This window comes from Brachyspira sp., from assembly GCF_050873525.1.
In the GTDB taxonomy this organism is placed as follows: domain Bacteria; phylum Spirochaetota; class Brachyspiria; order Brachyspirales; family Brachyspiraceae; genus Brachyspira.
The window spans coordinates 14,420-27,774 of record NZ_JBNMIZ010000011.1 but is presented as its reverse complement, the minus strand read 5'-3'; the positions used below and the strand labels follow the sequence as shown (position 1 = coordinate 27,774).

The window sequence follows — 13,355 nt, the reverse complement described above, 5'->3', positions numbered from 1 at the left end:
TTATAATTCATATTCTCATTATAATACATTTTAAAAATTAAAAAACTAATTAATATAATACCTTGCGCCTAAACTAATTCTACCAAAACCAGCTTTATTTATTTTTTTGGGATAGCCTAAATTTTTGCCATCGACTACCATATGCAAACCGCCTCCAAATTCCAATAATATCCCGACATGTTTGCTTACATTAATATTGAATCCCGCTCCGCCTCCGATTTCCCAATAAATAGGTTTCGAGAATAAAACTTTACCGCTTTTGTCCGCATTGAAAGAAAGAAATCCAAAACTTGCAAATATGAAACCGTATCTGCTTGCGCTTACTTTGTCGTTATATTCATCAACTCCTCCAAAAGTCAATTTTTCCATAAAACCCAATTCATATAAATTTGGATTATCATCGTATATTTTTGAACCAGATATTGAAGTGTAGCTTTTCATTTCAAAATTATTGAATTTGAATAACTTAAAACCGAATTCTAGATTAACGCTCGTTTTAATCGAATCGGCGCTGCTAAATAAACCTATAGAAAAAAATCTATTATCTAAAGGAGATTTCAATCCTTTTTTATTATTTTCTTCGCAATATAATTTGCTAAAAGAAATTAAAAATATAGCGTTTATTATTAAAAATTTATTTATTTTAATTCCGTTCATTTATTTTGTCCTTGCATTAGTAAATACTATTTTATTTTTTAGTATTGTCGTTCATTATAATACATTTTAAAAATATTGGACATGACTAAACATGCCCAATAATCCCAAAACAATGATTTATTAAATTAGTGCTTAATTGTTAGTATAGTCTAACATATTTAATAAAAAAATGCAAGTCTTTTAAAATAAAATTTAAATAAAATTTTAAGAATTTTTTAATCTAAATTTATAATAAGCTCTTTTAAGAATTTCCAAGTTCTATCTACCGAAGAGATGCTTAAATGCTCGGCTGGAGTATGAACATCGTATAAATTGGGTCCAAGACTTATCATATCGACTTCGGGCAAAACTCTTTTTAATATTCCGCATTCCAAACCAGCGTGAATTGCCTCGATTTTTGCGTCTTTTCCAGTCATTTTTTTATAAACCGATAAAGCTATGTCTTTGATTTTTGAATTTTTATCATATTCCCAAGCTGGATACCAATTTACTTTTTCAAATTTTGCGCTCGTTCTTTTTGAAGCGATTTCCACGATAGAAGCAATTTCTTCAGTCGAACTTTCTAAAGAACTTCTTATTGAAATTGTGAAAGTTAATTTTCCATTTTCTTCTTTCAATATTCCGTTATTTGCGCTCGTTTGAACCAATCCGTCTATTTCTTTACTCATATACAAAACGCCGTTTGGAGCAAGATTCATAAAATCGATTATATTGTCGCCAATTTCTTTTGTAATGCATTCTTTTATATTTTCTATTTTTTCAATTTTTATTTGCATTTGAGCGTCTTCGGTTTTATATTCGTTTTTTATTTTTTTAGACAAATCTTCCAAAATATTTTTTATTTTTTCAGCGTCTTTAGTAGTAATTATCGCTTCCGAATTTTTCGCTATTGCGTTATGTTTTGCGCCGCCTTCTATAAAAGCCAAACATATATCTTTTTTTACCGCGTATAATAATCTTCCTAAAATTTTAATCGCATTCGCTCTCTGCTTGTGAATCTCTATTCCAGAATGTCCGCCTTTCAATCCCGATATTTCTATTTTCAGAGATTCAAAATCTTTTTTTATATTTTCTCTTTTTATTTCAAATTCCGTGAGAGTGTTTAATCCGCCCGCGCAACTCACTAAAAATATTCCTTCCTCTTCGCTGTCTATATTGATTAAAGTTTTTCCATTTAAATGCTCGCCCGTAATCGCCAAAGCTCCGTCCATTCCCGTTTCTTCGGAAGTTGTCGCTAAAAATTCTATCGGAGGATGTGGAATACTTTTTGAATCGAGCAAGGCGAGTCCCATAGCTATTGCAATTCCATCATCCGCTCCCAAAGTCGTTCCATTCGCCCTTAAAATATCTCCTTCGATTATTAACTCTATCGCGTCTTTCCTAAAATCATGTTTAGACTCTTTAGTTTTTTCGCAAACCATATCCATGTGTCCTTGAATTATCACAGAGTTTTTATTTTCGTATCCAGCAGTCCCGCGTTTTTTTATTATAACATTATTTACCGAATCTCTATGGACTTCAAAATTTCTTTCTTTAGCGAACTCAAATAAAAAATCGCTTATTTCTTTTTCATGTCCCGACTCTCTTGGAATTTTGCTTATTTCTTCAAACCATTTGAAAACTTCTTTTGATTCTATATTTTTTATATTCATTATCAATTCCTTTATTTTAATTTAAGTTAACATATGCATAATATTTTGTCAATAGTTTTAATCATAAATAGCAATAACCTCTGACGATATGCAACCGACTAGACGACAGTCCGCCTTCGCTCTGCGTCCCTTGACAACTGTCCGCCTTTGGCGTGGGATTGTCGTAAGCAAGAACTCTATAGTATTATGCAACGATTTTGGATTTAGGCTAAAGCCCTCATGTTGCGTAGGTTCGGGAATTTATACGGTGAGAATAAACGGCGTATATTCGGTAAAGAGAATATCGTTTTTATTATTCGAGCAAGTAGAAACGAATATAAAAATCGTAAGTAATAAAATTGATTTTTGAATTTTTGAAAATATAAGTTTCATAATTTATCCTCTTTAATTTGGAATTTTTTGATTAAAATTATTATATATAATAATCTATAAATGATAAATGTCAATTAATTTTTGTAATACTTTTTATAATTTTGTTAAAAAAATTTATAAAAAGTGTTGACATTTTTTTTATTTTGTATATACTTAACATAGTAATATAGATATTATGCAAATTGTAGAAAGGTTTTTAGTAAATGAAATTTAATTTGACACATATACTATACTATACTATACTATACTATAACTGTATATTTTGCATTTCATACTTTATTAAATTACAAAATATTATGTTTGCCCTTAAAACATATAAATTTAGATTTTCAAAAAATATATTGTTTTCTGAAAACAAATCGGAAATCAATATACAAAATAAATTTTTAAGGATTTTACTATGGCATTAGAACTTAACTTAAAAGAAAAATTTCAAAGATTCGGAGCGGCGATGTTCGTTCCCGTTTTGCTTTTTTCTTTCTCGGGATTAATAGTCGGATTAACGATTATTTTCAAAGACAGAAGTTTTGTCGGAGATTTGGCGAATCCCGAAGGCGTATTTTATAGAGTAGTTTCTATAATCGAAGAAGGCGGATGGACTATTTTTAGAAATATGCCTATATTTTTCTGTTTGGGAATACCTATCGGGCTTTCAAAAATTGCTCCCGAAAGATGTATGTTGGCTACTTTAATTTGCTATTTATCCTACAATTATTTTATCGGTTCAATACTCGGTTTTTGGGGCGTGACTTTTGGAGTAGATTTTTCTCAAGAAGTCGGAGGAACAAGCGGACTCGCTTTAATATCTGGAATTAAAACTTTAGACACAAATATAATCGGCGCGATTTTAGTTGGACTAATTATGACTCTCGTTCATAACAGATTCTACGAAACAAAATTACCCGATTATTTGGGAGTTTTTCAAGGAACTTCATTCGTTCATATAGTGGGATTCGGATGCATGCTTATTTTGGCTTTTTTGACTTGTTTAATATGGCCCAAAATACAGGCTTTAATAAATTCAATGCAGGGATTTTTGGCAAGTTCGGGCGGTTTGGGAGTTTTCATTTATACTTTTTTGGAAAGATTGCTCATTCCTACGGGATTGCATCATTTCATATACGGTCCTTTTATCTACGGTCCTGCGGTAGTGCCAGAAGGTATAGAACCTTTTTGGATAGCTCATGCTGCGGAATTTTCAAATATGGTAGAACCTTTGAAAGAGCTTTTTCCTCAAGGAGCTTTTGCTTTGCATGGAAATTCTAAAGTATTCGGAGCGCCGGGACTCGCTTTGGCTATATATTTCTGTTCCGATAAGGAAAACAGAACAAAAATGGCTTCTTTGCTTATTCCCGTTACGCTAACTTCAATTTTAGTTGGAATAACCGAGCCTTTGGAATTTACATTTTTGTTTATATCTCCGTTTTTATTTTTTGTTCATTCCATACTTGCAGCTTCTTTGGCTACGGCTTTATTTGAAATAGGCGGAGTGACTGGAAATTTTGGAGCTGGTTTAATCGCGTTTATTACCCAAAACTGGCTATTTGATGTTAAAAATCATGCTGGAACGGTTGTCGCTCATATAGTTATAGGTTTGATATTTACGGGCATTTGGTTTGTGGTATTTAGATTTTTAATACTTAAATTTAATATACCTACTCCGGGAAGGGGCGGTTCTCAAACAAAATTATATAAAAAAGCCGATTATAAAGAAAAAGAAAAAAATAAGAAAAAATCTAATCTTGAAGAACAGGCTAAAGTTTATTTAAAGGCTTTGGGAGGAGCGGATAATATAACTCATGTAACAAATTGCGCCACGAGATTAAGAGTAACGGTAAAAGATATGAGTAAAGTCGAAGATGCGGAAGTCTTTAAAGAAGGCGGAGCGCATGGATTAATGAAAGCTGGAAACGGAGTTCAGGTTATAGTCGGGCTTTCCGTTTCTCAAGTAAAAACAAAATTTGAACAATTATTGAAAGAAGAAAACGAAAAAAATAACGAATAGTTTTTTTATAAAAATAAAAAATAAATTAAATCAAGGAGATGCAAAATGAAGAAACATTCGGTTGTTATTGCGGGAGGAGGAAGCACATTTACTCCCGAAATACTTTTAATGCTTTTAAGCGAAGAGGAAAGATTTCCTTTGTCGGAGCTAAAATTATACGACAATGATGCCGAAAGACAGGCAATTGTCGGAAACGCATGCGCTATCATGATGAAAGAAAGAGCGCCTCATATTAAATTTAGTTTTACTACCGACCCTAAAGAAGCCTTTACGGGAGTGGATTTCGTTATGGCTCATATAAGAGTCGGAAAATATGAAATGCGTTCGCTTGACGAAAAAATTCCTTTGAAATACGGATGCGTAGGACAGGAAACATGCGGAGCTGGAGGAATGGCTTACGGTATGCGTTCTATAGGCGGAGTTTTGGAGCTTATAGATTATATGGAAAAATATTCCCCTGACGCTTGGATGCTTAATTATTCCAATCCTGCGGCTATAGTGGCTGAAGCCTGCAGAAGATTAAAACCTAATTCAAAAGTTTTAAATATTTGCGATATGCCCGTAGGAATAGAAGATTATATGGCGGTTATATGCGGATTAAAATCGCGAAAAGAAATGCAAGTTAGATATTTCGGTTTGAATCACTTCGGCTGGTGGACGAGCATAAGAGAAAAAAGTACTGGAAAAGATTTAATGCCTATTTTAAAAGAGCATGTTTCAAAACATGGTTATTTGCATCCTAATTTGGACGCGGCTCACATGGACGAAGATTGGCGTTCTACTTACGAGAAAGCTAAAGACACTTGGGCTATTTCCCCAGATTTTATGCCTAATACTTATTTTAAATATTATCTATTCCCAGATTATGTGGTAAGTCATTCGGATATAAAATATACGAGAACGGATATGGTTAGAGACGGAAGAGAGAAGAGAGTTTTCGGCGAATGTAGAAGAATAACCGAATCTGGAACTGCTAAAGATTCTATTTTTGAAGTCGGAGGACATGCCACTTATATAGTAGATTTGGCATGCGCTATAAGTAATAATACAAACGAAAGAATGCTTCTTATAGTTCCAAATAACGGTTCTATAATCAATTTTGACCCAACGGCTATGGTTGAAATTCCTTGTATAGTAGGTTCTGCTGGTCCAGAGCCTTTGGTTATGGGAGAAATTCCAAGATTCAATAAAGGCTTAATGGAACAGCAGGTTGCGGTTGAAAAATTGGTTGTGGATGCATGGACGGAAGGCTCGTATCTTAAAATGTGGCAGGCAATATCTATGTCTAAAACCGTTCCGAGCGTGGAAGTGGCTAAAAAGATACTGGACGAATTAATAGAAGCTAATAAATCTTTCTGGCCAAAATTAAAATAATGTAAAGCAAATATTATATCAAAGAATTTATTAAATTAAATTTTTTGATTTTAAAAACGGTTTATACTTAATTGTGTAAGCCGTTTTTATTTTATGGAGCATTGTTATTGCGAGTATTTATTTACTGTCATTGCGAGATTTACTTTATAAATCGAAGCAATCCACTATTAATAAAACTAAGTTTTAAAATAAAATTCTATTAATTTGGATTACTTCGCCTAATGGCTCGTTCCTTCTGGACGCCTATGACGAATGACGAATAAAAAAATTCCGTAAAGAAAAAATCAATACAAAGAGACTCTCGCTCGCTTTATTTCCGTTCTGTATCTTTTAATTTCCCATTCAATCTGCTTTTGATTCCAGCCCAAAGTTTTTGCCATTTCTTCGGCTATATGTTCGGCTAATAAAGTTCCGCAGTCGTTTTCGGTTAAAATAAATCTCAATCTTCTAATCATAATATCGTCCAAATGCAACGCGTGTTCCACTTCGATAAAATATTTAATCAAACCTCTCGGAATTCTTTCGTCAAGCCCAACGCTAACAAGCAAAGAAGAATCGCTTTTGCAAAATTCGTTTAATCGAATCGCCAAATCGACAGAATGAAAATAATTTATAAGAAAATCTACCGTTTCTTTTTTCAAAACCCATTCTATTTTTTTATCGATTTTATTATTCATAAATTTTTTGACGCTGAACCATTTATAAGGCTTCCCGTATATTTTTAGTAAAGTTTTTACGGCGACAAGAGAAGATAAAGTAAAGTTTCCGCCTTCAACAACGAATAATTTATAATTTGGATGAGAATGAATTTTTATATCCATCGGATTAAGCGGCATCATTCCCGATTGAGTCGTGATTATATGATTCTTATTTACAATCGAACTAAAATAAGTATTGTATATATCGAGCAAATATTCAATTTCATCGCTTGTCGAATATATGCAATCCAAATTCCCATTATATTTTTTTATCGTTGGTCCGATAATCATCGAGTCTTTCCATTTAGTCAAAAACACATTCGGTCTGTCTTTTATTTTTGGCAAGACTACCGATTTATTTACATGAATAATATCTCCGTTTATTATCAAATGAGTTCCTTTAACATATTGAACTTTATTGTCAAAACTGCCGTTTGGAAGAATGGAACTTAATTGATGTCCCCAAGCTCCAGCAGATATTACGATATTTTTTGCGCTCGTTTCGTAAATTTTTCCCGTGATTCTATCCGATAAAATAATTTTTTGTATTTCTTTATTCGTATATTCAAAAGCCTTAACTTCTGCGTAATTCAAAATATCAGCTCCGTTTTCTTCCGCTTTCAAAAGAAGTTCCATGACATATCTTGAATCGTCCAATATTCCCTCGTAATATTCTATTCCCGCTATCACATCGTTATTAATCAAATCGGGCAAACATTCCAAAGCCGAATTTCTGCTATGAGATTTATGTCTTTTAACGGACGAAAATAAAGAGAGCAAATCGTAAAAACTGCTTTTTAATTCCTGTCCGAATATTCCAGATTTTCCGTATTCGTATAACGGATATAATATTCCAATTTGACTCGCCGAACTTTTATACATTAAATTATTTCTTTCTCGCACTTTATAAACGGTTGGAATTATGTTTTTTGCCGTCATATCATGAAAACCGCCGTTTAACATTTTAGCCGTGCGCGAAGAAGCTCCGTAAGAAAAATCATGCTTTTCCAATAATAGAGTGGAAAGTCCGACTCTCGAAGTTTTAAAAGCTATCGTTGCCCCGATTACTCCGCCGCCTATAACGATTATATCATAACGATTACTTCCTATATTGAAAAGTATTTCGGCTCTTGATTTTCGCATAAAGGACTCCTTTATTAATATAATCTCTGTTTATATTATATATGAAATTACTTATAAATACAAATACTTTATTAAATCTCTTAAATTAAGTCTATTCTTATCTTTATTCAAAAAAGAGTAAATTTCTTTTTGTTTTCCATATTTATCGATATAAAAACCGTTAAATTCTCCGAGTCCCACTATCGGAAAAGCTATAAAAGAATTATAAGCCAAAAGAGATAACGCGGGAGTAAATACAATATAATTTCCTTTATTTTTTTGAGCGAATGAAATCATTTCTTCATCGCTATCGAATAAAGAATCGCTTAAAATAATAAATTTTTTATAAGAATCAAAATCTATATTTTCTCCGTTAATATATTTCAATTCTCTTTTTAATTCTTCTATAGAATATTTATTTATATTCGTATAATTTTCTCTTATGACATTATAATCTGTCGCAATATAATTTTTTTTATAATATATTTTCGTTATTCCTAAAGAAATTGAAAGTTCGTTAAAAGCCTTTATATCTTCGAGCGGATAAGAAGCGGAGGAAATCGCCAAATAAGAATTTTCGTTAATATCGTTTGTGAATTCCTGATATAATTCTTTAGCTTTTTCAAAATCGTTTTCCACTCCGTTTATCAAAGGATATTTTAGCAAATCATTGGAATAATAATCCATTTTTCTTCCGTAATCGCATAAACCGTATTTTTTATCCAAAATTGATTTTATTTCTATTATCGATTCTTGATTATGCAAATATTTTATGTCGCATAATTTATTGCATCCTATACAAAAACTTTTGACGCTTTCTATAGAATTATTGGAATTATTTTTTGTTTCAAATTCTTTTTTAAATTTTCTTTCGGGATAAAATACATTTGTCGGACATAAATCCACTATCATAGAAATATATCCGTTTATCGTTTTATAATTAGCGCATAATCCGCAGTTTATACATCTATCGTAATCGGCTTTTATATAATCGGGCAAATTAAAAGTTTTGACAATATTTTTTATTTCGTCAATAAATTGATTATTATTTTTTTCGTTATTTTTTTTTGTTATATCATATAAATCAAAATATTTTTTCAATTTGCAGTTATAACCGACTTTGCAATTTGAACATATCGCGTTATGGCTAAAATATATTGAAGTTAATAAAGATTTTCTATAGAAAATAATTTCTTCGTCTTCACTAATAATTTCCATTCCGTTTTCCACTATTTCATTGCAGGCATATTTGAAACTGTAGGATTCTTCATTTTTTCTTTTTACTTTTATAAGACATAATTTGCAATTCAATTCTTTTTCGTTTCGGACAAAAGAAAGATTATTATTTGTATTTTCGTTATCAAATTTATAATCGCATAAATTTGGAATATCTATTTTGAAGTAAGACAACGCTTTTAATATCGTATATCCTTTTTGAGAATATATATTTTTTCCGTCAACATTAATTTTTATAATCATATAATATCCGTTTATTTTATAAAGCTGTATAAAGTAATTTTCTTTTCTACCGCGTATATAAATTCGTAATTAAATTTTTCCATAGTTTGCAATATGCAGTTTGCGAGATTTTTTATATATAAACATGAAGCTCCTTTTATTATCATATTTAAAGTATTTTTTAAATCGTTAAAATCGGAATTATCCGACTTTCCCAAAATTATTTTATTTAAATAATATTCGCATAAATTAAAACCAAATCCGCAAGGCATACATTTTCCGCAGGCTATACTTTTTGCAAAGAAAACTATTTTTAAAACCGTTCTTATAATGCATCTGTTTTCGCCTATAAAACATATTCCGCCGTTTCCGATTTTTATATTTAAATTTTCAAAGTCGTTATAATCTAAATAAATATTTGATAAACTTTCCATATCTATCGGAGGATTCAAAAATCCGTTTGTGAATACGCATTTTATATCGTAGTCTTTTGGAATGTTTCCCGCTATTCTTATAATATCGTTAAAAGAAGTCGACAATTCAAATTCGTATAAATTTGGAATATTAATGTCGCCCGAAATTGAAAGTAAAATAGAACCTTTAAAATTTCCTTTGCCATGCTTTTCAAAATTATTTTTTCCTATATGAGCGAAATATCCAAATTGAGTTATCGTTTCCAAATCGAATATATATTTTTTATTTTCCAAAAATGGAACGGTTATTTTTTCTTTATAATTATCATAATAAGAATTTTCATCGAATATATTTATAGAAATTTCTCTGTCGATATAATAAATATCTTCCGTTTCAACTAAAGCCTTTATTAAAATATTTTTTTCTTCCAAATAATAGCTTCTCAATATTATATCAATATTTTTTATATTAAGAATTTTCGATAAAAATATTGCGGCGTCTAAAATAAGATAAGGATTATTTTTTAAAAGAAATTTATCTTTGAAAATAAGATAATCCATTGAATAACCGTTTATTATTAAAGCGCTTTCGTTATTTTTTTCGGACGCTATAATATCGTGTATTGATTTTTGATAAATATCTCTTGTGAAAATCGGGCATTCTTTTAAATCGTTTATAATACTGTCGTAATTTGAAATTTTAGCATGAAGATAATCGCCGAAATAATCTCTATAAGTTTGAATATTATTTATAATATTTTCGCTATGAAGAACATATTTTTTCATCTTTCATGTATAGCCTCTATATATTTAACGATATTATTAAAAGAACAATTAGAAATTTCCATTCCGTTAATTAGAATTGAAACCGCATTATTGCAATTATGCAAACATTCTGCCTCTTTCAAAAGCATTCCGTCAAACGAAGGAACTCCAATTTCCAAATTATAATATTTTCTTATGGATTCCAACATAGCATAAGAATCTTTCATAGAACAATGAAGTCCAACACATACTTCTATGACGGTTTTTATTTCGGATGTCATATTATTTATTTCCATAAAAACTTTTTAAAAACTTTAATAATTCTAAATAAGAAACGAAATTATAAAATATTATTTCTTTTTATGCCTATTTTTGCGTAAACGTTTTTTTCGTTTATGCGTAGCCATTTTTTGACGAAGTCTTTTTCTTCCTGAAGGCATACATTCTCCTAATTTTTCTAATTTTTGAATTTGAATTATATCATTTTAACAAATTTATTTCAAGCGAATTTTTATTATATAAAATTTAATATATTGATTTTTCGGTATAAAAAGTATATAAATATATTATAAATTATAAAAAATTATTAGACGAGATTTTTTATGAAACTATTTATGGTATCAAGCGAGGCTTACCCATTTTCAAAAACGGGCGGATTGGGAGATATTGCGGGCAGTTTGCCTTTAGCACTCAATTCTATAAAAATTGATTCTTCTTTGGTAGTTCCTTTATATAAAGACAATTATAAATTCGCGGACAAAAAAAACGAATATGCGAAACTTAAAATAAAACATGACAAAAACGATATTGAAGTTGAAATTATAAAAATCAAACATCCTGAAAATTCTAATATAACGGTTTACTTTATAAAGCAGGATAAATTTTTTAAAAGAAACGGATTATACTCCGAAAACGGAACGGATTATAACGATAATGCGAGCAGATTTATATTATTTTCAAAAGCGGTAGTTCAATTAATAATTTATTTATACAAAAAAGAAAAATTTAAATTGGACATAATTCACTTAAACGATTGGCAGAATTCTTTAATCGCTCTCTATATAAAAGAAATTTATAACGAAGAAGAAGCCTTGAAAAATTTAAAAGTAGTTTTTACGATTCATAATCTTGCATATCAAGGAAATTTTGAAACCGATATTTATAATTTGCTTAATATATCTTGGAAATTTTTTGTTCATAGCCGATTGGAATTCTACGGAAAAGTTAGCTTCATTAAGGCGGGAATAATTTTATCGGATTTAATAACCACCGTTAGTCCATCTTACGCTAAAGAAATTCAAAGCGAAGGATTCGGACTTAATAATTTACTTGCGGAAAATTCTTATAAATTATTCGGAGTATTAAACGGAGTAAACGATAATTCTTGGAATCCAAAAACCGATAAATATATAAAACATCATTACAGCATAAACTCAAAAATTAATTCCGTAGAAGAATGCCTAAAAAAGAAAAAACTTATAAGAGATTCTTTATATAAAGAATTTAATTTAAAAAATAAAAATTTTCCATTAATAACGATGATTTCAAGATTCGACCCGCAGAAAGGACTCGATTTAATATATTCTTCATTTTTTGAACTTTCCACTTATGACGGAAATTTTATTTTCTTATTTTCCAAAAATAATTATTTTAAAAATTTTGAAGAAGAATTTATAAAGCGGGCTAATAGAACGAAAAATATAAAAGTAGTTTTCGATTTTGACGAAGCGCTTGCTCATAGATTGACTGCGGGAAGCGACATGTATTTAATGCCGAGCAAATTCGAGCCATGCGGACTCAATCAAATCTATAGTATGAAATATGGAAGTTTGCCGATAGTTCATTCTGTTGGCGGACTAAAGGATACTGTTATAAATTATAAAGATTCTAAATCATTAAATAAAGCTACGGGATTCGTTTTCAATAATTATTCGGTTAATGATTTTGTCGCCGCTATGGATTTTGCTTTTAATTTATATAACAATAAAAAAGTTTGGAATAAACTTATTTATAACGCGATGAATAAAGATTATTCGCTTTTAAAAACTGCTATGGAATATAAAAAATTATACATAAAATTATTAAAATAAAATATAAAAAAATTAATTAAATAAAGGAGATAATTATGCCAAAAGACCCAAGTTTTGATATAGTTTCGGAAGTGGATATGCAGGTAATAGACGACTGCGTTAATGTAGCTCTTAAAGAAATAAATAATAGATTCGATTTTAAGGGACAGAATATAACTATCGAATTAAACAAAGGAGAAAAAATAATTACGATAAACGCTCCAGCGGATTTTGTCCTTAATCAAGTGAGAGATATTTTATTTCAAAAATTTATCAAAAGAGGACTAAATCAAAAATGCTTGAGAGAGAAGAAAAAAGAAAAAGCTGCGGGCGATTCGATTCGTGAAATAAACGAAGTAGTCAGCGGAATAGATAAAGATTTGGCGAAAATGATAGTAAAAGATATTAAAGAAATGAAATTGAAAGTTCAAGCGAGCATACAAGACGAACAAATTAGAGTATCGGGAGCGAAAAAGGACGATTTGCAAGCCGTTATTAATATGATAAAAGAAAAAGATTATCCGATTCCGTTGCAATTTACGAATTATAGATAATATTTTAAAATTTTTAATTTTAAAACCGTTAAAAAATGTATTAAATGTATTATTTCAGCGGTAGTTTTTGTTAAAAAAGCGAAATTTAGGCTAAAATTTGCATTTAAGGTATTGCTTTTTTTTTCGATAATGCTATAATTGACAACATAAACGATTAAAAAGTTCTTTGAAATATGGATAGCAGAAGCAATTTAAGAAAAACAAACACAACTGGTG

The 13,355-nt window shown here is 30.1% G+C and carries 11 protein-coding genes; 5 read left to right on the top strand and 6 right to left on the bottom strand.

All coding sequences use genetic code 11. The features are described 5' to 3' along the window. Positions 1-45: 45 nt before the first annotated feature. Both ACR0QS_RS01735 and ACR0QS_RS01730 read right to left on the bottom strand, forming a co-directional pair. A complete protein-coding gene (locus ACR0QS_RS01735) occupies positions 46-648 on the bottom strand; it encodes a hypothetical protein (protein WP_432631724.1) in 603 nt (200 codons plus the stop codon). Between the two features lie 224 nt (positions 649-872). Further along, positions 873-2,309 carry an aminoacyl-histidine dipeptidase gene (locus ACR0QS_RS01730; RefSeq protein ID WP_432631722.1) on the bottom strand — a complete coding sequence of 479 codons (1,437 nt, stop codon included), beginning with the start codon at positions 2,307-2,309 and terminating at the stop codon, positions 873-875. Between the two features lie 88 nt (positions 2,310-2,397). Between ACR0QS_RS01730 and ACR0QS_RS01725 the strand changes: the two genes are divergently transcribed. The 3 genes from ACR0QS_RS01725 to ACR0QS_RS01715 all read left to right on the top strand — a co-directional run bounded on the left by ACR0QS_RS01725 (position 2,398) and on the right by ACR0QS_RS01715 (position 6,060). After that, positions 2,398-2,658, top strand: coding sequence for a hypothetical protein (locus ACR0QS_RS01725; RefSeq protein ID WP_432631721.1), 261 nt, complete (start codon positions 2,398-2,400; stop codon positions 2,656-2,658). A 423-nt stretch (positions 2,659-3,081) separates the two neighbouring features. Next, positions 3,082-4,686 carry an alpha-glucoside-specific PTS transporter subunit IIBC gene (locus ACR0QS_RS01720; protein ID WP_432631720.1) on the top strand — a complete coding sequence of 535 codons (1,605 nt, stop codon included), beginning with the start codon at positions 3,082-3,084 and terminating at the stop codon, positions 4,684-4,686. Between the two features lie 45 nt (positions 4,687-4,731). Continuing rightward, a complete protein-coding gene (locus ACR0QS_RS01715; protein ID WP_432631719.1) occupies positions 4,732-6,060 on the top strand; it encodes a 6-phospho-alpha-glucosidase in 1,329 nt (442 codons plus the stop codon). A 284-nt stretch (positions 6,061-6,344) separates the two neighbouring features. Here ACR0QS_RS01715 and ACR0QS_RS01710 read toward each other — a convergent pair whose 3' ends face one another. Genes ACR0QS_RS01710 through ACR0QS_RS01695 form a run of 4 tightly spaced genes read right to left on the bottom strand, consistent with a single transcriptional unit; the run spans position 6,345 to position 10,797 of the window. After that, positions 6,345-7,901: an FAD-dependent oxidoreductase gene (locus ACR0QS_RS01710; protein ID WP_432631718.1), complete on the bottom strand. Its 1,557-nt coding sequence runs from the start codon at positions 7,899-7,901 to the stop codon at positions 6,345-6,347. 51 nt (positions 7,902-7,952) lie between these two features. Further along, positions 7,953-9,359: a 2Fe-2S iron-sulfur cluster-binding protein gene (locus ACR0QS_RS01705; protein WP_432631717.1), complete on the bottom strand. Its 1,407-nt coding sequence runs from the start codon at positions 9,357-9,359 to the stop codon at positions 7,953-7,955. An 11-nt stretch (positions 9,360-9,370) separates the two neighbouring features. After that, a complete protein-coding gene (locus tag ACR0QS_RS01700; protein ID WP_432631716.1) occupies positions 9,371-10,537 on the bottom strand; it encodes an NADH-ubiquinone oxidoreductase-F iron-sulfur binding region domain-containing protein in 1,167 nt (388 codons plus the stop codon). Further along, a complete protein-coding gene (locus ACR0QS_RS01695; RefSeq protein ID WP_432631715.1) occupies positions 10,534-10,797 on the bottom strand; it encodes an NAD(P)H-dependent oxidoreductase subunit E in 264 nt (87 codons plus the stop codon). Before ACR0QS_RS01695 ends, ACR0QS_RS01700 begins: the two co-directional genes overlap by 4 nt. Before the next feature lie 321 nt (positions 10,798-11,118). On the opposite strand from ACR0QS_RS01695, the gene ACR0QS_RS01690 reads away from it, so the two are divergent. Both ACR0QS_RS01690 and ACR0QS_RS01685 read left to right on the top strand, forming a co-directional pair. After that, a complete protein-coding gene (locus tag ACR0QS_RS01690) occupies positions 11,119-12,606 on the top strand; it encodes a glycogen synthase (protein WP_432631714.1) in 1,488 nt (495 codons plus the stop codon). Positions 12,607-12,641: 35 nt separating this feature from the next. After that, positions 12,642-13,139 carry a YajQ family cyclic di-GMP-binding protein gene (locus ACR0QS_RS01685; protein ID WP_432631713.1) on the top strand — a complete coding sequence of 166 codons (498 nt, stop codon included), beginning with the start codon at positions 12,642-12,644 and terminating at the stop codon, positions 13,137-13,139. The last annotated feature ends 216 nt before the right edge of the window (positions 13,140-13,355 follow it).

What these genes read in the sequence shown, in the direction of transcription:
- ACR0QS_RS01730 (WP_432631722.1), bottom strand. Translation starts at nt 2,309, where the DNA reads ATGAATATAAAAAATATAGAATCAAAAGAAGTTTTCAAATGGTTTGAA.
- ACR0QS_RS01725 (WP_432631721.1), top strand. Translation starts at nt 2,398, where the DNA reads ATGCAACCGACTAGACGACAGTCCGCCTTCGCTCTGCGTCCCTTGACA.
- ACR0QS_RS01720 (WP_432631720.1), top strand. Translation starts at nt 3,082, where the DNA reads ATGGCATTAGAACTTAACTTAAAAGAAAAATTTCAAAGATTCGGAGCG.
- ACR0QS_RS01715 (WP_432631719.1), top strand. Translation starts at nt 4,732, where the DNA reads ATGAAGAAACATTCGGTTGTTATTGCGGGAGGAGGAAGCACATTTACT.
- ACR0QS_RS01710 (WP_432631718.1), bottom strand. Translation starts at nt 7,901, where the DNA reads ATGCGAAAATCAAGAGCCGAAATACTTTTCAATATAGGAAGTAATCGT.
- ACR0QS_RS01705 (WP_432631717.1), bottom strand. Translation starts at nt 9,359, where the DNA reads ATGATTATAAAAATTAATGTTGACGGAAAAAATATATATTCTCAAAAA.
- ACR0QS_RS01700 (WP_432631716.1), bottom strand. Translation starts at nt 10,537, where the DNA reads ATGAAAAAATATGTTCTTCATAGCGAAAATATTATAAATAATATTCAA.
- ACR0QS_RS01695 (WP_432631715.1), bottom strand. Translation starts at nt 10,797, where the DNA reads ATGACATCCGAAATAAAAACCGTCATAGAAGTATGTGTTGGACTTCAT.
- ACR0QS_RS01690 (WP_432631714.1), top strand. Translation starts at nt 11,119, where the DNA reads ATGAAACTATTTATGGTATCAAGCGAGGCTTACCCATTTTCAAAAACG.
- ACR0QS_RS01685 (WP_432631713.1), top strand. Translation starts at nt 12,642, where the DNA reads ATGCCAAAAGACCCAAGTTTTGATATAGTTTCGGAAGTGGATATGCAG.